This is a genomic window from Pseudomonas sp. RIT623 (genome assembly GCF_004519305.1).
In the GTDB taxonomy this organism is placed as follows: Bacteria; Pseudomonadota; Gammaproteobacteria; order Pseudomonadales; family Pseudomonadaceae; genus Aquipseudomonas.
On the sequence record NZ_SOZA01000037.1, the window covers coordinates 1 to 23,370 of the forward strand.

The following is a 23,370-nucleotide window of genomic DNA, read 5'->3' on the forward strand; positions in this document are numbered from 1 at the left end:
GCTGGCACCGTTGCAGGAGGGCATTCTCTACCACCACCTCAGTTCGCCCGAGCACGACCCCTATGTGCTGCAATCGCGCATGGCCTTCGCCAGCCATGAGCGCTTGCAGGCGTTCGTCGATGCCCTTGGCAAGGTCATCGCCCGGCATGATGTGCTGCGCACCTCGGTGCTCTGGGATGGCCTGCCGCAGCCGCTGCAGGTGGTCTGGCGCGAGGCGCCGCTGGCGGTGTTCGAGGTGGCCGGCGAGGACCAGGTGCCCCATGCCCTGAGCCTGGCGCAGGCGCCGCTGGTGCGCCTGTACCACTGGCCGGAACCGCAAGGCCCTGGCCGCCTGGCGGCCCTGCAGTTCCACCATATCGTCCTCGACCACACCGCGCTGGATGTGCTCGGCCAGGAGTTGGTGGGCTACCTGCAAGGCCTGCCAGTGCCCGCCGAACCGGGCGTGCCGTACCGCAACTACGTGGCCCAGGCGCGCCTGGGCGTCAGCCAGGCCGAGCACGAGGCGTTCTTCCGCGAGCAGTTGGGTGATATCGACGAGCCGACCCTGCCGTTCGGCCTGGGCGATGTGCAACTGGATGGCCAGGCCATCGAGGAAGCCCAGCACTGGTTGGACGACAGCCTGGCGCTGCGCCTGCGCCAGCAGGCCCGGCAGCGTGGTATCAGCGTCGCCAGCCTGTTCCACCTGGCCTACGGGCGCCTGCTGGCGGCCGTCAGCGCTCGCGACAGCGTGGTGTTCGGCACCGTGCTGCTGGGGCGGCTGGAAGGCGGCGAGGGCGCCGAACGGGCTCTGGGCATGTTCATCAACACCTTGCCGCTGCGCCTGGACCTGGCGGATGTCAGCCTGGCCGAGGCGCTGCAGGCGACCCAGCAGGGCCTCAGCGCCTTGCTCGGCCACGAGCACGCCTCGTTGGCCCTGGCCCAGCGTTGCAGCGGCGTGGCCGCGCCGGCGCCGTTGTTCAGCGCCATGCTCAACTACCGCCATGGCAGCCAGGTCGACGAAGCCCAGCGCCAGGCCTTGCAAGGCATCGAGACCTTGCAGAGCGAGGAGCGCAGCAACTACCCGCTAAGCCTGAGCGTGGACGATATCGGCGCGCGTTTGCGCCTGGTTGCCCTGGCCCCGGCCAGCGTAGGCGCGGCGCGGGTATGCGGGCAGGTGCAGCAGGTCTTGCTGGGGATGGCCGAGGCGTTGGAGCAGCAGCCGCAGCGGCGCTTGCTCGACTTGCCGGTGCTGCAAGCCGAGGAGCGCCACCAGGTGCTGGTCGACTTCAACCGCAGCGCAGTGCCCCACGATATCAGCCAGACCTTGCATGGCCTGTTCGAGGCCCAGGCCCTGCGCAACCCCGACGCGGTGGCGGTCAGCACCGAGCAGGGCGAGCTGAGCTATGGCCAGCTCAATCAGCAGGCCAACCGCCTGGCCCGCCACTTGATCGCCCTCGGCGTGCAGCCGGACGATCGTGTGGCGATCTGCGTCGAACGCGGCCCGGCCCTGGTGGTCGGCTTGCTGGCCATTCTCAAGGCCGGCGGCGCCTATGTACCGCTCGACCCGGACTACCCGGCCGAGCGTATCCGCCACATGCTCAGCGACAGCCAGCCGCGTGCCGTGCTGGTACAGGCGTCCACCCGGGCCCTGGCGGGCGTGTCGGCGGTGGCGCAGGTAGACCTCGACCAGTCGATCTGGGCCGCCTTGCCGGCTGACAACCCGCAGGTGCCGGCGCTGAACGCCCGCCACCTGGCCTATGTAATCTACACCTCCGGGTCCACCGGGGTGCCCAAGGGCGTCATGGTCGAGCACCGCAATGTGGTCAACCTGGTGAACTGGAGCCAGCGGCTGTTCCCGGCCGGTGGCGCGCTGCTGCACAAGACCCCGGTGAGCTTCGACGCCTCGGTGTGGGAGTTGTTCTGGCCGCTGTGCAGTGGCCTGCGCCTGGTGCTGGCGCGCCCGGACGGGCAGCGCGATCCACAGTACCTGGTAGAGCTGATCGAGCGTCAGCAGGTGACCGTGGTGCAGTTCGTGCCGGCCTTGCTCCAGCAGTTCCTTGACCTGGAGGGCAGCGCCGGCTGCGCCAGCCTCACCGACATCGTCTGTGGTGGCGGCGAGCTGACCGAAGCCCTGGCCCGCCAGGTGCGCGAGCGCTTGCCGCAGGTGCGCCTGCACAACGTCTACGGCCCCACCGAGAGCACGGTCGATTGCAGTGTCTGGACCTTGCACCCGCAGCAACCGGTGCCAGGTGGCGCGCTGCCGATTGGCCGGCCCATCGACAACACCACCCTGTACGTGCTCGATGCCCATGATCAACCCGTGCCGCTGGGTGTCGCCGGCCAGTTGCATATCGGCGGTGCCGGGGTGGCGCGTGGCTACCTTGGCTTGCCGCAGCAGCAGGCCGAGCGCTTCATCGCCAGCCCGTTCAACCCGGATGAGCGTCTGTACCGTAGTGGCGACCTGGTGCGCCAGCGCCGCGACGGCAGCCTCGAGTTCCTCGGCCGTACCGACCACCAGATCAAGCTACGCGGCCTGCGCATCGAGCCCGGCGAGATCGAGTCCGGCATCATGCGCCTGGCTGGTGTGCGCGAGGCCGTGGTGCTGGTGCACGACGCAGCGCCGGCCGGGCCGCGGCTGGTCGCCTACCACACAGGCGAGCCGCTGGCCGCCGAGGCCCTGCGCGCGGCGCTGCTGGCGCAGTTGCCGGAATACATGGTACCGGCGCTGTTCATCCACCTCGACAGCCTGCCGCTGACCCCCAACGGCAAGCTCGACCGCAAGGCCCTGCCGGCCCCAGACCTGGCGCACCTGCCGGGTCGCGAGTACCAGGCGCCGATCGGCGAGACCGAAGCGCTGCTGGCGCGGGTCTGGGCCGAACTGCTGGGCGTGGAGCGGGTAGGGCGGCAAGACAACTTCTTCGAACTGGGCGGTCACTCGCTACTGGCCGTGACCCTCACCTCGCGCCTGCGCGAAGCCGGCCTGGAAGCCGACGTGCGCAGCCTGTTCGAACAACCGACGCTGGCAGGCTATGCCGCCATCACAGACAGAATGGAGATCGTCCTGTGAGCATCAACCAATTACTGGCGACCTTGGCCGCCCACGATGTCCAACTGGCGCTCAAGGACGGCCAGCTGGCGGTCCAGGGCAACCGCCAGGCGCTGAGCGACGCCAACCTGGTGGCCCAGTTGCGCGAGCACAAGCCGGCGCTGCTGGCCCTGCTGGCCAGCGGCGAGTACGTGGCCAGCCGCCAGGGCGCGGTGCTGGTGCCGGACAACCGCATCCCGGCCGACTGCACGCGCATCACCCCCGAGCTGCTCAGCCTGGTCGAGCTCGACCAGGCCAGCCTCGACCGCCTGGTGACCGCCGTGCCCGGCGGCGCGGCCAATGTGCAGGACATCTACCCGCTGCTGCCATTGCAGCAGGGCATGCTGTTCCACCACGCCAGCGCCGGCGAGCACGACCCCTATGTGATGCAGGCGCGCTTCGTGTTCGCCGACGACACCCGGGTGCAGGCCTTTGCCGAGGCCTTGCAGGGGGTGATCGACCGCCACGATATCCTGCGTACCTCGGTGCACTGGAAGGAGGTCGAGACCCCGCTGCAGGTGGTCTGGCGCCAGGCCCGCCTGCGGGTCATCCAGTTGGCGCCCGGGCAAGCGCCCGAGAGCGGCTTCGACCTGGCCCAGGCGCCGCTGATTCGCCTGCAATGCCAGGCGCCGGACAGCGCCGGGCGCATCGGCGCCACCTTGCAGTTCCACCACCTGGCCATGGACCACAGCGCCCTGGAGGTGGTGCGCCACGAAATGCTCGCCTACCTGCTGGGCGACACGGCCCGCCTGGGCCGCCCGGTGCCATTTCGCAACCATGTCGCCCAGGCCCTGCTGGGCGTCGGCGAGGCCGAGCACGAGGCGTTCTTCCGCGACATGCTCGGTATCATCGACGTGCCGACATTGGCCTACGGCCTGGCCGACGTGCAGGGCGACGGCGCGGCGCTCAACGAGCATGCCCTGGACCTCGACCTGGCGCTGTGCCAGGCGCTGCGCGGCCAGGCCCGGGCCCAGGGGGTGAGCGTCGCCAGCCTGTTCCACCTGGCCTGGGCGCGGGTGCTGGGCGGCCTCACCGGGCTAGGGCAGGTGGTGTTCGGCACGGTGTTGATGGGGCGCCTGCTCGGCGCCGAGGCCACCGAGCGGGCACTGGGGATCTTCATCAATACCTTGCCGCTGCGGGTGGACCTGGACGGGGACGACCTGGGCGCGGCAATCAAGGCCACCCACCAGCGCCTGAGCAGCCTGATGCGCCACGAGCATGCGCCGCTGGCCCTGGCCCAGCGCTGCAGCGGCGTTGCCGCGCCAACGCCGCTGTTCAACGCCTTGCTCAACTACCGCCACAGCGCGCCTTCGGGCGCCGAGGAGGTGCGCCGGGCGGGCTGGGCAGGTATCGAGATCGTCCATGCTGCCGAGGCCACCAACTACCCGCTGACCCTGAGCGTCGACGATTTCGGCGAGGCGTTTCGCCTGACCTTGCTGGCCAGCCCCGAGGTTCCGGCGCAGCGGGTCTGCGCCTACCTCGAACAGACCTTGCGCAGCCTGTTGGCGGCCCTGGCCCAGGGGCGCGCCGTGGAGGTGCGGGCGCTGCCCATGCTGCCAGCCAATGAGCGCGACGAACTACTCGAAGGGTTCAACCAGGCGCCGGGCGGCGCGATCACCCCGGGCACGCTGCACGCACGCATCGAGGTCATGGCCCAGGCCCATCCCCAGGCCAACGCCGCCACCTGCCAGGGCCTGGCGCTGAGCTACGCCGAGCTGAACGGCCGGGCCAACGCCCTGGCCCATCAGTTGATCGAACTGGGCGTACGCCCCGACGACCGGGTCGCGGTGCTGGCCCGGCGCGGGCTGGACACCCTGGTCGGCCTGCTGGCCGTGCTCAAGGCCGGCGCCGGCTATGTACCGGTCGACCCGGCCCATCCCGACGAGCGCGTGCACTACCTGCTGGCCGACAGCGCCCCGGTGGCGGTGCTGACCCAGCATGGCTTGCGCCAGCGCCTGGGGCAGATAGATGTGCCGGTGCTGGCCCTCGACCAGCCCGACTGGCCTGCACGCCTGGATAATCCGCGAGTCGCGGGGCTGAATGCCGAACACCTGGCCTACGTGATCTACACCTCAGGCTCCACCGGCCAGCCGAAAGGCGTGATGGTCGAACACCGCACCTTGAACAACCTGGTGGACTGGCATTGCCGCGCTTTCGACCTGTGCCTGGGCCGGCATACCTCGAGCCTGGCCGGCTTCGGTTTCGACGCCATGGCCTGGGAAGTGTGGCCGGCGCTGGCCAGCGGCGCGGTGCTGCACCTGGCGCCGCCCGGCGAAGGCCATGAGGACCTCGACGCCATGCTCGCCTGGTGGCGTGAGCAGCCGCTGGATGTGAGTTTCCTGCCGACCCCGGTGGCCGAATATGCCTTCAGCCATCAGCTGGGCCACCCGACCCTGCGCACCCTGTTGATCGGCGGCGACCGCCTGCGCCAGTTCAACCGCACCCAGACCTTCGCCGTGGTCAACAACTACGGCCCTACCGAGACCACGGTGGTGGCCAGTTCCGGGGTAATCGCGGCCGAGGGCGCGCTGCACATCGGCAGGCCGGTGGACAACGCCCGGCTGTACGTGCTCGATGCCAACCTGCAGCCGTTGCCCCTGGGTGTGCCGGGCGAGCTGTACATCGGCGGCGCCGGGGTGGCCCGGGGCTACCTGAACCGCCCTGAGCTGACCGCCGAACGCTTCCTCGACGACCCGTTCGACGCAGGCGTCGGCGCGCGCATGTACCGCACTGGCGACCTGGTGCGCTGGCTGGCCGACGGCACCCTGGACTACCTGGGGCGCAACGACGACCAGGTGAAGATCCGCGGCGTGCGTATCGAGCTGGGCGAGATCGAAAGCCGCCTCGCCAGCCTGCCTGGGATCAACGAAGCGGTGGTGCTGGCCCGTGAGGACCAGCCCGGCCAGCCGCGCCTGGTGGCCTACTTCACCCCGCAAGCAGGGATCGAGGCGCCGCAACCCCAGCGACTGCGCGCGCAACTGCTGGTCCATTTGCCGGACTACATGGTGCCGGTGGCCTTCGTCGGGCTCGTGGCGTTGCCACTGACAGCCAATGGCAAGCTCGACCGCCGCGCGCTGCCGGCCCCCGAACGCTCGGCGCTGTTCGAACAGGCCTACGTGGCCCCCGAGGGCGAGCTGGAAACCGCCCTGGCCGGGCTATGGGCCGAGCTGCTGCAGGTGGAGCGGGTCGGCCGGCATGATCACTTCTTCGCCCTGGGCGGGCACTCGCTGCTGGCCATGCGCATGGTCTCCCAGGTGCGCCTGCGCCTGGGCGTGGAACTGGCCTTGGCCGAGCTGTTCGCCAATGCCGAGCTGGCGGCGGTCGCCCAGGTGCTGGCCGGGGCCGGGCGCAGCACGCTGCCGGCAATTGTGCCGGTGGCCCGCGACCAGGCGCTGCCGTTGTCGTTCGCCCAGCAGCGGCTGTGGTTCCTGGCCCAGCTCGAAGGGGGCAACCAGGCCTACAACGTGCCCCTGGCCCTGGGCCTGCGCGGCGAGCTCGACGTCGATGCGCTGGAGCGCGCGCTGCTGTGCATCGTCGCGCGCCATGAAACCCTGCGCAGCCGCTTCGTGCCGCGCGGCGACAGCGCCGAGGTCGAGCTGCTGGGCACGCCACAGGCGGGCTGGCTGCGGCGCCAGGCCCTGGCCGCCGATGCCCTGGTTGCCTGGTTGCAGGACGAGGCCGTGGCGCCGTTCGACCTGGTGGCCGGGCCGCCAGTGCGTGCCAACCTACTGCAACTGGGCGAACAGCAGCATGTGCTGGTACTCACCGTGCACCATATCGCCGCCGATGGCTGGTCCCTGGGCGTGCTCACCGGCGAGCTCGGCGCGCTGTACCCGGCCTTGCGCGCCGGCCACGCCGACCCGCTGCCGGCGCTGGCGATCCAGTACGGCGACTACGCCGTGTGGCAGCGCCGCTGGCTGGCTGGCGAACAGTTGCAGCGCCAGGCTGATTACTGGCGCGAGGCGCTGGATGGCGCGCCGACCCTGCTGAGCCTGCCCTGCGACCGGCCGCGCCCGGCCCGCCAGGACTTCAGCGGCGCCAGCCTGGCGCTGCGCCTGGACGAGCGCCTGGGCGCTGGCCTGCGCACCTTGGCCCAGCGTCACCAAGCCACCTTGTACATGGTGCTGCTGGGCGCTTGGGCCACGACCCTGGCGCGCTTGGCCGGGCAGCCGGAGGTGGTGGTCGGTTGCCCGGTGGCCGGGCGCGGCAGTGCCGAGCTGGAGCCGCTGGTGGGGTTGTTCGTCAACACCCTGGCGGTGCGTGTCGACACCAATGCGGCGCCCAGCACCGAGGCCTTGCTCGGCCAGGTCAAGGCCCGCCTGCTGCAAGCCCAGGCGCACCAGGACCTGCCGTTCGAGCAGGTGGTGGAGATCGTGCGCCCGGCGCGTAGCCTGGCGCATACCCCGCTGTTCCAGACCACCCTGAACTGGCAGGCCGGCGCCGCTGCCGCGCTGAGCCTGGAAGGCGTGCAACTGGAGGCGGTGGCGCAGACCAACCAGGTGGCCAAGTTCGACTTGTCGTTGAGCCTGGGCGAGCAGGGCGAGGCGCTGGTCGGCAGCCTGGAATACGCCACGGCGTTGTTCGACGAAGCGCGCGTGCAGCGTATCGCCGGCTACTTCCAGACCTTGCTGCAAACCATGGTGGCCAACGACCAGCAAGCGCTGGCCGAGGTGGCGCTGGTCGGCGAGGCCGAACGCCAGCGCCTGCTGCATGGTTTCAACAACAGCCGCCGGCTGTTGCCCCAGGGGCAGACCGTGCATGGCTTGATCGAAACCCAGGCGGCCCGTGCCGCGCAGGCCGTTGCCGCAGTGGTCGACGGGCAGTCGCTGAGCTATGGCGAGTTGAATGTCCGGGCCAACGCCCTGGCCCACCACCTGATCGCCCAGGGCGTGCGGCCCGACCAGCGAGTGGCGGTGGTCGCCCGCCGCGGTTTGGACACCCTGGTGGCGCTGCTGGCCGTGCTCAAGGCCGGTGCCGGCTATGTGCCGGTGGACCCGGCGCACCCGGACGAGCGTCTGCGCTACCTGCTCGCCGACAGCACCCCGACGCTGGTGCTGGCCCAGCAGGCGCTGTGCGAGCGCCTGCAAGGCGTGAGCGTGCCGCTGCTGGCCCTGGACCGCCCGGACTGGCCGGCGCGGACCGACAACCCAAGCGTAGCGGGGCTGGGGGTGAACCAGCTGGCCTATGTGATCTACACCTCCGGTTCCACCGGCGAACCCAAGGGGGTGATGGTCGAGCACCAGAGCTTGGCCAACCTGGTGCATTGGCACTGCAAGGCCTTCGAGCTGGGCGGCGGCGACCACACCGCCAGCGTCGCCGGTTTCGGCTTCGACGCCATGGCCTGGGAAGTGTGGCCGGCGCTGTGCGCCGGTGCCGTGCTGCACCTGCCGCCGGCCACGCTGGGCAACGAGCAGCTCGACGCGCTGCTGGCCTGGTGGCTGGAGCAGCCGCTGAAAGTGGCCTTCCTGCCGACCCCGGTGGCCGAGTACGCCTTCGCCCAGGGGTTGCGCCACCCGACCCTGCGCACCTTGCTGATCGGCGGCGATCGCCTGCGCCAGTTCCACGGCGACCCAGGCTGCGTGGTGGTCAACAACTACGGCCCCACCGAGGCCACGGTGGTCGCCAGCTCCGGGCTGGTGTTGCCCGGCGGCGCGCTGGATATCGGCCGGCCGATCGCCAACGCTCGCCTGTACCTGCTGGACGAAGCGCGCCAGCTGGTGCCGATGGGCAGCACCGGCGAGCTGTACGTGGGCGGTGCCGGGGTGGCGCGAGGCTACCTGCACCGCCCCGAACTCACCGCCGAGCGTTTTCTCGACGACCCGTTCAGCGAGGTGCCCGGGGCACGGATGTACCGTACCGGCGACCTGGCCCGCTGGAACGCCGACGGCACCCTGGACTACCAGGGGCGTAACGACGACCAGGTGAAGATCCGCGGCCTGCGCATCGAGCTGGGCGAGATCGAGGCGCAGTTGCTGCGCCTGCCGGGTATCGACGAGGCGCTGGTGCTGGCCGGCGAGGAGGTGCCCGGCCAGCCTCGGCTGCTGGCCTGGTTCATCGCCCAGGGCCAGGTGGCATCAGCCGCCGAGCTGCGTGCCAGCCTGGCCAGGCACCTGCCAGCCTACATGCTGCCGGCGGCGCTGGTACGGCTGGACAGCTGGCCGTTGACCGCCAATGGCAAGGTCGACCGCCGCGCGCTGCCTCTGCCTGAGCGCGAGGCCCTGGCCAGCCAGGCCCACGAAGCGCCTGAAGGCGCCTTGGAAAACGCCCTGGCCGAGCTCTGGGCCGAGCTGCTGCAGGTCGACAGGGTCGGCCGTCACGACCGTTTCTTCGAGCTGGGCGGCCATTCACTGCTGGCCATGCGCATGGTCGGCCAGTTGCGCCAGCGCCTGGGCCTGGAGCTGGGCCTTGGCCAGCTGTTCGCCGACGACCGTCTGTTGGTGGTGGCCGCCGCGCTGCAAGGTGCGGCATCCGCCACCCTGCCGGCCATCGAGGCGGCGCCGCGCGGTCAGTCGCAGCCGCTGTCGTTCGCCCAGCAGCGCCTGTGGTTCCTGGCACAGATGGACGATGCCAGCGCCGCCTACCATATTCCCCTGGGCCTGGAACTGCGCGGGCCGCTCGACCGGCCGGCGCTGGAGCGCGCGCTGGCGCGCATCGTCGAGCGCCACGAGAGCCTGCGCAGCCATTTTGCCCAGGAAGGCGCCGCAGCACGGGTGCGGGTGGCCCCGGGCAACGGCGGCTTCAGCCTCAGCTGGCACGACCTGCGCGGCCAGGGCCAGGCCTTGGCGGGGCTGCTGCGCGAGGAGGCGCTGCTGCCGTTCGACCTGGCGCACCAGCTGCCGATCCGCGGCCGCTTGCTGTGCCTGGACAGCGAGCGCCATGCGCTGCTGCTGACCTTGCACCACATCGTCGCCGATGGCTGGTCGATGGGCGTGTTCACCCAGGAGCTGGCGGCGTTGTACCAGGCCTTCAGTACCGGCCTGGCCGACCCGCTGCCGGCGCTGGCGATCCAGTACGCTGACTACGCCATCTGGCAACGCCGCTGGCTGTCCGGCGACGAGCTGCAACGCCAGGGCGAGTACTGGCGCCAGGCCCTGGCCGGCGCGCCGCTGCTGTTGACCCTGCCCAGCGACCGGCCGCGCCCGACGCGCCAGGACTATCAGGGCGAGCGGGTCGAAGTGCGCCTGGACCGTCGCTTGAGCACCGACCTCAAGGACCTGTGCCAACGCCACGCGATTACCCCCTTCATGCTCTTCGGCGCCGCCTGGGCGGTGTTGCTGGCGCGGCTGTCGGGCCAGGCCGAAGTGGTCATCGGCACCCCGGTGGCCAACCGCAGGCATGCCGAGGTCGAGGGCCTGATCGGCCTGTTCGTCAACTCCCTGGCCCTGCGCATCGACACCGCCGGCAGCCCCGATGTGGCAGCGCTGCTGGCCCGGGTCAAGGCCTGCGTGAGCCAGGCCCAGGATCACCAGGATATCCCCTTCGAACAGGTAGTCGAGTTGCTGCAACCCCCGCGCAGCCTGGCCCACACCCCGCTGTACCAGGTGTCGTTGGCCTGGAATGGCGCGCCGGGCGAGGCGCTGCGCCTGGGCGAGCTGCAACTGGCGCCGCTGGGCACGCCCCAGGCCATCGCCAAGTTCGACCTGACCCTGAGCCTGGGCGAGACCGCTGATGGCTTCGCCGGCGCGCTGGAGTACGCCACCGCGCTGTTCGACCGCGCCACCATCGAGCGCCATGTCGGTTACCTGGAGCAACTGCTCTGGGCCTTCGCCGGCAGCGACCAGGCCGTGCCGGCGCGGGTCGAGCTGCTCAGCGCCAGCGAACGCCGCCAGGAGCTGGTCAGCTGCAACGCCAGCGAGCTGGTGGGCGGCCTGCAACAACCGCTGCAGGCACTGTTCGAGGCCCAGGTGGTGCGCGCGCCCCAGGCCATCGCGGTGCAGGCCGAGGACGGCCAGCTGAGCTACCAGCAGCTCAACGAGGCAGCCAACCGCCTGGCCCATGAATTGATCGCCCGCGGCGTGCGGCCCGACAGCCGGGTGGCGGTCTGCCTGGCCCGTGGGCCGCAGCTGCTGGTCGGTCTGCTCGCCGTGCTCAAGGCCGGTGGCGCCTATGTGCCGCTGGATCCGGGCTATCCAGACGAGCGCCTGGCCTACATGCTGGCCGACAGCGCCCCGCTGGCGTTGCTGGTGGATGCCAGCAGCCGTGGGCGTTTTGCCGCCAGCCTGTTGCCCCGGCTGGACCTCGACCAGCCGAGCTGGGCCACGCGGCCGCCGCACAACCCGCAGGTCAAGGGCCTTGGCGCGCGCCAGCTGGCCTATGTGATCTACACCTCCGGCTCCACCGGCACGCCAAAAGGGGTGATGGTCGAGCACCGCAGCTTGTGCAACCTGGTGCACTGGAGTTCGCGGCTGATCGCGCCGAGTGCCGAAGGCGCGTTGCTGCACAAGACCCCGGTGAGTTTCGATGCCTCGGTGTGGGAGCTGTTCTGGCCGTTGTGCGCCGGCCTGCGCCTGGTGCTGGCGCGGCCCGACGGGCAGCGCGACCCGGTCTACCTGGCCGAGGTCATCCAGCGCCGCCGGGTTGGCGTGGTGCAGTTCGTGCCGGCGTTGTTGCAGCAGTTCCTCGCCCTGGAGGCCAGCGCGGCCTGCGACAGCCTCAGCGATATCGTCTGCGGCGGCGGCGAGCTGACCTCGGCGTTGCTGCAGCAGTTGCGCGCGCGCTTGCCCAAGGCACGCTTGCACAACGTCTACGGGCCGACCGAGACCACCGTCGATTGCAGCGTCTGGACCCTGGAACCGAGCCAGCCGCTGCCGGCCGGCGCGCCGCCGATTGGCCGGCCGATCGCCAACACCCGCCTCTACGTGCTCGACGGCCAGGGCCTGCCGGTGCCCCGTGGCGTGGTTGGCGAGCTGTATATCGCCGGCGTGGGGGTTGCCCGTGGCTACCTGGGCTTGCCTGAGCTGGACGCCGAGCGTTTCGCCGACAGTCCGTTCGTGGTGGGCGAACGCATATACCGCAGCGGCGACCTGGTGCGCCGCCGCGCCGATGGCGAACTGGAGTTCCTCGGCCGCAACGACTTCCAGGTCAAGCTGCACGGCCTGCGCATCGAGCTGGGCGAGATCGAGGCCTGCCTGGCGCGCCACGGCGCGGTGCGCGAGGTGGCGGTGCTGCTGCGCGGCGAGCGCCTGGTGGCCTGGCTGACCCTGCGTGAAGGGGCCAGCGCGCCGGGAATCGAGGCGCTGCGCAAGCACGCCTTGGCGCAACTGCCGGACTACATGGTGCCGGCGGCCTATGTGACGTTGCCGGCCATGCCGTTGAGCGCCAACGGCAAGCTCGACCGCCAGGCGTTGCCGGAGCCGGGCGCCGAGGCGGTACTCAGCCGTGGCTACGAGGCGCCGCAGGGCGCGGCCGAGATCCAGCTGGCGGCGCTGTGGGCCGAGCTGCTCAAGGTGCCGAGGGTAGGGCGCCACGACCACTTCTTCGAACTCGGTGGCCACTCGCTGCTGGCGGTGACCCTGATCGCCCGCCTGCGTGCCCAAGGGCTGCAGGCGGATATCCGCGTGCTGTTCGCCGAACCGACCCTGGCCGCCCTGGCCGCGACCCTTGGCCATGATGCCGGGCCGCAGGTGCCGGCCAACCGCATCGGCATCGATTGCCAGCACATCACCCCCGAGCTGTTGCCGCTGGTGCAATTGCCGCAAGCCGCCATCGACGGCATCGTCACCCAGGTACCTGGTGGCGCCGCCAATATCCAGGACATCTACCCGTTGGGGCCGCTGCAAGCGGGCATCCTCTACCACCACCTGGCCAGCGAGGGCGACGACCCGTACCTGTTGCAGGCGCGTTTTGCCGTGGCCGACCGTGGACGCTTGCTGGCCCTGCACCAGGCGCTGGAGCAGGTGATCGCCCGCCACGACATCCTGCGCAGCGCGCTGGCCTGGGAGGGCCTGGCGCAGCCGCTGCAGGTGGTCTGGCGCCAAGCGCCGTTGCCGTTGCTGGAGGTTGCGGATGACGAGAACCCGGTCTTGCGCCTGGACCTCACCCGCGCGCCGCTGCTGCGCCTGCAATACAGCCAGCACCGGCAAACCGGGGCGATCACCGCGACCTTGCTGTTCCACCACCTGGTGATGGACCACGTCGCCCAGGATGTGCTACGCGCCGAACTGCAAGCCTGCCTGCTGGGCCAGCAGCACCAGCTGCCGGCGCCGGTGCCGTACCGCAACTACATCGCCCAGGTGCTGCAAGGCGCGGGCGAGGCGCAGCACGAGGCGTTCTTCCGCGAACAGCTGGGTGACATCGACGAGCCGACCTTGCCCTACGGCGCCCAGGCGCAGCCGCACCCGGACGGCGTGGCCGAGGCGCAGCACTGGCTGCCGGCCGACATGGCCCTGCGGGTTCGCGAACAGGCGCGCCTGCTGGGCGTGGGCGCCGCCAGCCTGATGCACCTGGCCTGGGGCCTGGTGCTGGGGCAATTGTCGGGGCGCGCCAGCGTGGTGTTCGGCACCGTGCTGCTGGGGCGCCTGCACGGCGGCGAGGGCATCGAACGGGCGCTGGGGGTGTTCATTAACACCTTGCCGCTGCGCCTGGACGTTGGCCTGCTGCCGGTGCGCGAAGCGCTGCTCGACACCCACCGGCGGCTGACCGGCCTGCTGGTGCATGAGCACGCCCAGCTAGCCCTGGCCCAGCGTTGCAGCGCGCTGCCAGCAGGGGCGCCGCTGTTCAGTGCCTTGCTCAACTACCGCCACAGCGCCAGCGCGCTGGCAGGCGACGCGGCGGCGGAGCAGGCCTGGGCCGGCATCGAGCTGCTGCACGCCGAGGAACGCAGCAACTACCCGCTGGCGCTGAGCATCGATGACCTGGGCGAGGCATTCAGCCTGAGCGCCCAGTGCGCGCCAGGTGTCGATGCGCGGCGCCTGTGCGGCTATTTCGAGCAGGCCCTGGCAGGGCTGCTCGAGGCGCTGGAGCACGATCCGGAGCAGGGCATGGAGCGTATCAGCATCGTTGCCGCCGAAGAGCGTCGGCGCCTGGTCGGCGACTACAACGCCACCGCCCGCGACTACCCGCGCGAGGCGCCGGTGCAACAGCTGTTCGAACAGCGCGTGGCCCGTCACCCGCTGGCCCTGGCCGCGGTGCACGATGAGCGCCAGCTGACCTATGGCGAACTCAACGAGCAGGCCAACCGCCTGGCCCACTGGCTGATTGGCGAGGGGCTCAAGCCCGGCGAGCATGTGGCAATCCTGCTGCCACGCTCGTTGACGCTGCTGGTGGCGCAACTGGCGGTGCTCAAGTGCGCCGCGATCTATGTGCCGCTGGACAGCAACGCCCCAGCCGAGCGCCAGGCGTTCATGGCCCAGGACTGCCAGGCCGTGGCGCTGCTGACCCTCGCCAGCATGGCCGGTGATTGCGCGGTGCGGCGCATCGACCTCGACTGCCTGGCGCTGGACGACCAGCCGGGGCACAACCCGGGCCTGGTCGTGGACGCCGGCGCGGTGGCCTATGTGATGTACACCTCCGGCTCCACCGGCACGCCGAAAGGGGTGCGCGTGGCCCACCGCGGCATTGCCCGGCTGGTGCTGAACAACGGCTACGCCGACTTCAACGCCGAGGATCGCCTGGCCTTTGTCGCCAACCCGGCGTTCGACGCCGCCACCATGGATGTCTGGGGCGCGTTGCTCAACGGCGGGCAGGTGTTGGTGATCGACCAGCAGACCCTGCTGGAGCCCGCGCGGTTCGGCGCGGCGCTGCGCGATGGCGGCGCCAGCGTGCTGTTTGTCACCACGGCGCTGTTCAACCAGTACGTGCAGCTGATTCCCGAGGCCCTGGCCGGGCTGCGCATCCTGCTATGCGGCGGCGAGCGTGGCGATCCGGGGGCGTTTCGTGCCTTGCTGGCGCAGGCGCCTGGCCTGCGCCTGGTGCATTGCTACGGCCCTACCGAGACCACCACCTACGCAACCACTCACGCGGTCACCACGGTGGCGCCGGGCGCTGAGCATGTGCCGATCGGCCGCCCCATCGGCAACACCACGGCGTATGTGCTCGACCTGCAGGGAAGGGTGGTGCCCGAGGGCGTCACCGGCGAGCTGTACATCGGCGGCGACGGCGTGGCGCTGGGCTACCTGAACCGCCCACAACTGAGCGCCGAACGCTTTGTCGACGACCCCTTCGCCGAGCATGCCGGCGCGCGCCTATACCGGACCGGCGACCTGGCCCGCTGGCGCGCCGATGGCCTGCTGGAGTGCCTGGGCCGCAGTGACGACCAGGTCAAAATTCGGGGCTTCCGTATCGAGCTGGGCGAGATCGAGCAGCAACTGGCGCAGTGCCCGGGGCTGGACGAGGTGGTGGTAATGGCCCTGCGTCTGGAGCAGGGGCCGCTGCGCCTGGTGGCCTGGTTCACCCGCCACGACCCGGCCCTGGACGGCCCGGCGCTGCGTGCCTTCCTGCGCGAGCGCCTGCCCGAGTACATGCTGCCGGCGGCGTTCGTCGCCTTGCCGGCGCTGCCGTTGACCAACAACGGCAAGGTCGACCGCAAGGCCCTGCCGCTGCCCGGTGCGCAGGACCTGGCGGTGGCCGCCTTCGAGGCACCGCAGGGCGAGCGGGAGCTGGCCCTGGCCGCGCTGTGGGCGCAGGTGCTGGAGGTCGAGCGGGTCGGGCGCCATGACAGCTTCTTCGAGCTGGGCGGGCATTCGCTGCTGGCGATCCGCCTGGTCAGCGCCATGGATCACGCGGGGCTGCCTACCACCCTGGCGGAGCTGTTCCAGTACCCCAGCGTGGCTGCCTTGGCCGAGCGCCTGGGCCAGCGCGAGGCGCCGGAGCATGACGATACCCTGGTCACGGTGCGCGCCACGGGCAGCCAACCGCCGTTGTTCCTGATCCACGAGTTCAGTGGCCTGGATCTGTACTTCCCGGTGCTGGGCCGGCACATCCCGGGAGACTTCCCGATCTACGGCCTGCCGGGCGTGCCCTTGGGCCAACCGCAACTGGACACCTTGGAGTGCCTGGCGGCGCGCCTGGTACAGCGCTTGCGCGCAGTGCAGCCACATGGCCCATACCGCCTGGCGGGTTGGTCGTTTGGTGGCGTGCTGGCCTACGAGGTGGCCGCCCAGTTGCTGGGGGCCGACCAGGCGGTGGCCTTCGTCGGCCTGATCGACACCTATGTGCCGCGCCTGAGCGACCAGGGCAAGGCGCGCTGGCACGGCCCGCACCTGGCCGAGGCGCAATTGCTGCTGCACTGCCGCGAGCACTGGCGCGCCCAGGGCGCGGCGGGGGCCACGCAGTTGGCCGAGGTCGAGGCGCTGGAGCCGGGGGCGCTGGCCTTCGACGCCTTGCTCGGCCATTGCCGGGCGCGCCAATTGCTGGTGCCGGGCCTGGCCCCGGCCAGCGACGCGCAACTGCGGCACTTCTTCGCCCGGCATGTCGCCCACGGCCATGCCCTGGCTCATTACCACCTGGCGCCGTTGCCGGTGCCGCTGCACTTGTTCCAGGCCGAACTGCGCACCGGCGCCATTGCCTGCGACAGCCCGACCCTGGGCTGGGCCGAGGCGCTGCCGGGGCAAGTGTTGCAGTGCCACGGCGTGCCGGGCGATCACCAGAGCATGGTGCAGGAACCCCATGTCGCGGTGCTTGGCCAGGCCATCGCCGACGCCATCGCCGCGACACAGGCCGCGCTTTTGCCGGCGCATCAGCCGTTGCTGGCGATCCAGAGCGGCAGCCCGGGGCATGTTCCGGTGTTCTGCGTGCCGGGCGCCGGCGACAGCGTCACCAGCTTCATCGGCCTGGCCGAGGCGCTGGGCCCGGATTGGCCGGTACTGGGTTTGCAGGCCCGCGGCCTGGCCGCCGGCGAGGTGCCGCACAGCCAGGTGGAGGCGGCCGCCGAGTGCCATCTGCAAGCCATCGAGGCGTTCCACCCCGAAGGGCCATTGAACCTGGTCGGGCATTCGTTCGGCGGCTGGGTCGCCCATGCCCTGGCCCTGCGCCTGCAGGCCAAGGGGCGCGAGGTACGTTCGCTGACCCTGATCGACAGCGAGGCGCCGGGTGGCGGTGGCAGTTGCGGCAAGCCGCACACCTTCACCGCGGCCCTGCAGCGGCTGGTGGAGTCGTTGCAGCTGTCCACCGGCAAGTCGCTGGGTATCGACGCCGAGGCGTTCGCCGAGGCCGATGACCAGACGCAGTTGACGCAGTTGCATGCGGCGATGGTGCGCATCGGCCTGATGCCGGCGCGCTCCACGCCGCAGGCGCTGGCCGGGGTTACCCGCACCTTCGCCACGGCGCTGCGCACGGTGTATCGGCCAGTGGCGGGTTTCAACGGCCTGGCGCGCCTGGTGCTGGTGGCCGACCCAACCCTGGACAGCACCGGCAACCAGCGCGAGCAGGTGGCGATGCAGGAGGGCTGGCGGCAGCTGATGCCGCAACTGGAGGTCTGGCAGGGGCCGGGCAATCACTTCAGCATCCTCAAGGTGCCGGATGTGTTCAGCCTGGCGGCCTGGTGGCATGACGGCCAGGCCCTTGCCGCCAAGGCGGGATTGACCTGAGGTCGGGCGAGGGCAGGGCCCTCGAGGATGAATGTCTGTAGGAGCGGCCTTGTGTCGCGAAAGGGCCGCAACGCGGCCCCCCTCTTCGATCAGTAGTAGGCACTCATGGAAAACAGCAAGTTTCGCAAGATCACCCTCGGCGCCGCGGCGGCCCTGGTCGCCGGCATCGTGTTGTACGCCGTGCAGGCCCCGGCCAAGGCGCCGCAGTACATCACCGCCAGTGTCGAGCGCGGCGATATCGAGAACGCGGTGCTGGCCACCGGTACCCTGGAGGGCATTCGCCAGGTGGACGTCGGCGCCCAGGTGTCCGGGCAGTTGAAGTCGCTCAAGGTCAAGCTCGGCGACAAGGTCAGCGAAGGCCAGTGGCTGGCCGAGATCGACCCGCTGGTGCCGCGCAACAGCCTGCGCCAGGCCGAGGTCGACGCCGAGAAGCTGCAGGCCGAACGGCGTTCGGTGCAGGCCAAGCTCAAGCAGGCCAAGCGGGTCTACCAGCGCTACGATGTGCTCCAGGCCGATGAGTCGATCTCGCGCCAGGACTTCGAGAACGCCGAGTCGGAGTTCGAGGTGCAGCAAGCCAACCTGCGCTCGCTGGATGCGCAGATCAAGAGCGCCCAGGTGCAGATCGACACGGCCCGGGTCAACCTCGGCTACACTCGCATCGTCGCGCCGATCGACGGCCATGTGGTGGGCATCGTCACCCAGGAAGGCCAGACGGTGATTTCCAACCAGCTGGCGCCGGTGATCCTCAAGCTGGCCGACCTCGACACCATGACCATCAAGGCCCAGGTATCCGAGGCCGACGTGATCCATATCAGCCCCGGCCAGCAGGTGTACTTCACCATCCTCGGCGACGACCAGCGCTACTACGCCAAACTGCGCGGCACGGAGCCGGCGCCGCAGAACTACCTGGAGAGCAGCGACAAGAACAGCGGCGCGGCCAAGCAGGCCAGCGCGGTGTTCTACAACGCGCTGTTCGAGGTGCCCAACCCCGAGCATCGGCTGCGTATCTCGATGACCGCCCAGGTGCGCATTGTCCTCGACACCGCCCAGGGCGTGCTCACCGTGCCAGTGGCGGCGCTGGGCCCGCGCGACGCCGACGGCAGCTACCCGGTGCGGGTGCTCGACAGCAAGGGCTTCGCCCAGGTGCGCAAGGTCCAGGCGGGGATCAACAACAACGTCAAGGTGCAGGTCAAGGACGGCCTGGCCGAAGGCGACCGGGTGGTGATCGGCGAACCGGTGTCGAGCGAGGCGGGGGCATGAGCATGAACTTGAATGTCGAGCTGGCGCCGCAGCGTGCTGTGCTGGCCGGCAGCGAGCAACCGCTGCTGCGCTTGCAAGGGGTCAGCCGCAGCTTCAGGGCCGGCGACCGCGAGTTCCTGGCGCTCAAGGGTATCGACCTGCAGATCCAGGCCGGCGAGCTGGTGGCGATCATTGGCGCCTCGGGCTCGGGCAAGTCGACCCTGATGAACATCCTCGGCTGCCTGGACCACGCCAGCACCGGCAGCTACCAGGTCAGCGGCCAGGAGACCCGTGACCTCGACGACGATTCCCTGGCGGCGCTGCGCCGCGACCATTTCGGTTTCATCTTCCAGCGCTACCACCTGCTGCCGCACCTGGATGCGCTGCGCAACGTGGAAATCCCGGCGGTGTATGCCGGCATGCCCCAGGGCGGGCGTCACCAGCGGGCCCGCGAGCTGCTCGGGCGCCTGGGCCTGGCCGGGCACCTGGCGCATCGGCCCAGCCAGCTGTCGGGCGGGCAGCAACAACGGGTGAGTATCTGCCGGGCCTTGATGAACGGCGGCGAGGTGATCCTCGCCGACGAGCCTACCGGTGCCCTCGACACCGCCAGCGGCAAGGAGGTGATGAACATCCTGCTGGAACTGCACGGCGCCGGGCACACGGTGATCCTGGTGACCCACGATCCCAAGGTCGCCGCCCATGCCGAGCGCATCATCGAGGTTAGCGACGGGCAGATCGTCAGCGACCGACGCAGCGTGCGCGAGGTGCCGACGGCGGCAGGTGCCGAGCAAGCGCCCCGCGAGGCCGCGCCCCGGCGCCTGGTGGCCAGCCTCGGGCTGTTCCGCGAGGCCTTCAAGATGGCCTGGATCGCCTTGGTTTCGCACCGCATGCGCACCTTGCTGACCATGCTCGGGATCATCATCGGTATCACCTCGGTGGTGTCGATCTCGGCCATCGGCGAGGGCGCCAAGGGCTATGTGCTCAAGGACATCCAGGCGATCGGCAGCAACACCATCGACATCTATTCGGGCAGCAGTTTCGGCGACAGCCGGGCCAAGGCCATCGAGACCCTGGTGCCGGCCGATGTCAGCGCGCTGAACGAACTCTACTACGTCGACAGCGCCACCCCGGTGATCGGCCAGAGCTCGCTGGTGCGCTACCGCAACATCGACGCCGACGTGCAGCTCAACGGCGTCAGCGAGCAGTATTTCCAGGTGCGCAACATCCCGCTGGCGGCGGGGATCGTGTTCAGCGCCGACGACGCGCGGCGCCAGGCGCAGGTGGTGGTGATCGACCACAACACCCGCAAGCGCCTGTTCGGCGCCGGGGTCAACCCGCTGGGGCAGGTGATCCTGGTGGGCCAGTTGCCGTGCACGGTGATCGGCGTGACCGCCGAGAACAAGAACCTGTTCGTCGCCGGCAACACCCTCAACGTGTGGATGCCCTACGAGACGGCGGCCGGGCGGGTGCTCGGCCAGCGCCACCTGGACAGCATCAGCGTGCGGATCAAGGATGGCATGCCGAGCAAGCGGGTGGAGGAGGAGGTCAACAAGCTGATGCTGCAGCGTCACGGCACCAAGGACTTCTTCACCAACAACCTCGACAGCATCATGCAGACGGTGCAGAAGACCAGCCGCTCACTGACCTTGCTGCTGTCGCTGATCGCGGTGATTTCGCTGGTGGTGGGTGGGATCGGGGTGATGAACATCATGCTGGTGTCGGTCACCGAACGGACCCGCGAGATTGGCATTCGCATGGCGGTGGGTGCGCGGCAGTCGGATATTCGCCAGCAGTTCCTGGTGGAGGCGGTGATGGTCTGCCTGATGGGCGGCGTGGTGGGAATCGCGTTGTCGTATGGGATTGGCTATCTGTTCGCGTTGTTCGTCAAACAATGGGAAATGGTGTTTTCGCTGGGCTCGATCGTGACGGCCTTTGTCTGTTCGACGCTGATCGGGATCGTGTTTGGCTTCGTGCCAGCGCGCAACGCGGCGCGGCTGGACCCGATCGAGGCGCTGGCGCGGGATTAGGCTGGTGGCGGTTGGTTTGGATGTGCCAGGGGCGCATGGCGCCCCTGGCAATATCGACAGCGACAACGTGGCGCGGATCAGTGCCGATCCAACCAGACGGTCTGGGCATTGGTGAACTCGCGCAGGCCAAAGTGCGACAGCTCACGGCCGAAGCCGCTCTTCTTCACGCCACCGAACGCCACGCGAGGGTCGGAGGCGCAGTAGCCGTTGATGAACACGCCACCGGTGTCCAGCGCAGCGCCCATGCGCTCGGCCAGGGCGTAGTCGGCGGTGTAGATCGTCGCCGTCAGGCCGAACTCACTGTCGTTGGCCAGTTCCACGGCATGCTCGGCATCGCGCGCGCTGATGATCGCCGCCACCGGGCCAAACAGCTCCTGCTTGAACGCGGTCATGCCCGCGGTTACATCGCCAAGCACTGTTGGCGCATAGAAGTTGCCGACACCGTCGAGCTTGTGCCCGCCCAACAGCAATGTCGCGCCTTCGGCCAAGGTCGCCTGGACCTGGCCGTCGAGCTCGTCACGTAGATCGACGCGAGCCATCGGGCCGATGTAGGTAGCGTCGTCCAGCGGATTGCCAACCACCAACGCGCGGGTAGCTTCGACGAACTTGCGGGTGAAGGCGTCGATGATGCTTGCCTCGACGATCAAGCGCTTGGCCGCGGCGCAGACCTGGCCGGTATTCTGGTAACGGCCGACGACCGCCGCCTTTACCGCGGCGTCAAGGTCGGCATCGGCCAGCACGATGAATGGATCGCAGCCGCCCAGCTCGAGCACGCACTTTTTCAGTGCGGCACCGGCCTGCGCACCAATGGCCATGCCGGCGCGCACGCTGCCAGTGAGGGTGACGGCGGCGATGCGCGGGTCGTTGATCGCGCGGGTGACACCCTCGGGGGCGACGTTGAGCACCTCGAACACCCCGTCAGGCACGCCGGCGCGGTTGAACAGGTCGGCCAGCAGATAGGCGCTGCCCATCACGTTGGGGGCATGCTTGAGCACATAGGTGTTGCCGGCCAGCAGCGCCGGCACGGCGCCACGCAGTACCTGCCAGACCGGGAAGTTCCACGGCATCACGGCGAGAATCGGGCCCAACGGACGGTATTCGATGCGGGCTTTTTCGATCTGTGTTGGCTCTGGGGCAAGCATCGCCGGGCCGTGCTCGGCATACCACCGGCACAGCTCGACGCACTTGCCGACTTCGCCTCGGGCCTGGCTGATCGGTTTGCCGATCTCGTGGGTGATCGTCTGCGCGAACACCTCGGCATTGGCCTGCAGGGCATCGGCCAGGGCGACCAGGTATTCACTGCGCTGTTCCAGCGCCACCCGCCGCCATTGCTTGTAGCCCACCTTGGCGCGTTGCAGCGCCGCTTCCAGCGCGGCGTCGGTGTCGAAGGCATGATGGCCGATCCGCTCGCCGCTGTACGGGTCGACGGAAATGGCATGGGTCAGGTTGCTGATCGCGCTCATGGCTAAAGGCTCGTCGTTGGTCATCGGTGCAGCAAGCCTAGGCGTGGTGATCTTTAATGAAAACTGAATAATAATGAGTGAAATGTTCACATTTGGAGAATGACTGTGGACCTGGTGCAACTGGAGATCTTCAAGGCCGTGGCCGAGCACGGCAGCATCAGCGCAGCGGCCCAGCAAATTCACCGGGTGCCGTCGAACCTGACCACCCGCATCAAGCAACTGGAGCAAGACCTGGGCGTGGACTTGTTCATCCGTGAAAAGAGCCGCCTGCGCCTGTCGCCGGCAGGCTGGAACTTCCTCGAATACACCCGGCGTATTCTCGACCTGGTGCAGGAGGCACGTTGCAGCGTGGCCGGTGATGACCCACAAGGCACCTTCGCCCTGGGTTCGCTGGAGAGCACTGCCGCCGTGCGCATTCCGGCCTTGCTGGCGGCCTACAACCAGCGCTACCCCAAGGTCGATCTGGACCTGTCCACCGGGCCCTCCGGGACCATGCTCGAGGGCGTGCTGGCCGGGCGCCTGGTGGCGGCGTTCGTCGATGGTCCGGTGCTGCACCCCAGCCTCGAAGGCATGCCGGTGTTCGAAGAGGAGATGATGCTGATCGCGCCACTCAACCATGCGCCGGTGAGCCGTGCCCGCGACGTCAATGGCGCGAGCATCTATGCCTTTCGCGCCAACTGCTCGTACCGCCATCATTTCGAGCGCTGGTTCGTCCAGGACCAGTCGGTGCCGGGCAAGATCCACGAGATGGAGTCGTACCACGGCATGCTCGCCTGCGTCAGCGCAGGTGCCGGGCTGGCGATGCTGCCGCGCAGCATGCTCGACAACATGCCGGGCTGCAGCACGGTCAGCGCCTGGCCCATGGCTGAAGAGTTCCGCTATCTGCAGACCTGGCTGGTATGGCGACGGGGCACGGTGTCGCGCAGTCTGGGCATGTTCATCAAACTGCTGGAGGCGCTTGAGCCTGCGAGCCGGTCTAGTTTGGACTAAAGGCGCGCGGTTGGCCGAACGGCACGCGCGCAGCGGGATCAAAACTGTGTAGACCATCCCTC

At 69.5% G+C, this 23,370-nt stretch carries 6 protein-coding genes; 5 read left to right on the forward strand and 1 reads right to left on the reverse strand.

From position 1 onward, the window contains the following. From E3U47_RS20395 to E3U47_RS20410, 4 genes are all read left to right on the forward strand, one after another. The coding region (locus tag E3U47_RS20395; protein WP_134693414.1) for a non-ribosomal peptide synthetase at window positions 1-3,046 on the forward strand (3,046 nt) is incomplete at its 5' end. Then, a complete protein-coding gene (locus tag E3U47_RS20400; protein ID WP_134693415.1) occupies window positions 3,043-17,589 on the forward strand; it encodes a non-ribosomal peptide synthetase in 14,547 nt (4,848 codons plus the stop codon). The genes E3U47_RS20395 and E3U47_RS20400, both read left to right, overlap by 4 nt. Before the next feature lie 105 nt (window positions 17,590-17,694). Then, a complete protein-coding gene (macA, locus tag E3U47_RS20405; RefSeq protein ID WP_134693416.1) occupies window positions 17,695-18,849 on the forward strand; it encodes a macrolide transporter subunit MacA in 1,155 nt (384 codons plus the stop codon). Window positions 18,850-18,851: 2 nt separating this feature from the next. After that, window positions 18,852-20,855, forward strand: coding sequence for a MacB family efflux pump subunit (locus tag E3U47_RS20410; protein ID WP_134693444.1), 2,004 nt, complete (start codon window positions 18,852-18,854; stop codon window positions 20,853-20,855). 77 nt (window positions 20,856-20,932) lie between these two features. Here the strand turns inward: E3U47_RS20410 and E3U47_RS20415 are convergent, their stop codons facing one another. Further along, window positions 20,933-22,318, reverse strand: coding sequence for an aldehyde dehydrogenase family protein (locus E3U47_RS20415; protein ID WP_134693417.1), 1,386 nt, complete (start codon window positions 22,316-22,318; stop codon window positions 20,933-20,935). A gap of 105 nt (window positions 22,319-22,423) precedes the next feature. On the opposite strand from E3U47_RS20415, the gene E3U47_RS20420 reads away from it, so the two are divergent. Next, window positions 22,424-23,308: a LysR family transcriptional regulator gene (locus E3U47_RS20420; protein WP_218568163.1), complete on the forward strand. Its 885-nt coding sequence runs from the start codon at window positions 22,424-22,426 to the stop codon at window positions 23,306-23,308. Window positions 23,309-23,370: the final 62 nt, after the last annotated feature.

Bases quoted from the DNA above. Each gene is read 5' to 3' on its own strand.
- macA (WP_134693416.1), top strand. From the start codon at position 17,695: ATGGAAAACAGCAAGTTTCGCAAGATCACCCTCGGCGCCGCGGCGGCC.
- E3U47_RS20410 (WP_134693444.1), top strand. From the start codon at position 18,852: ATGAACTTGAATGTCGAGCTGGCGCCGCAGCGTGCTGTGCTGGCCGGC.
- E3U47_RS20415 (WP_134693417.1), bottom strand. From the start codon at position 22,318: ATGAGCGCGATCAGCAACCTGACCCATGCCATTTCCGTCGACCCGTAC.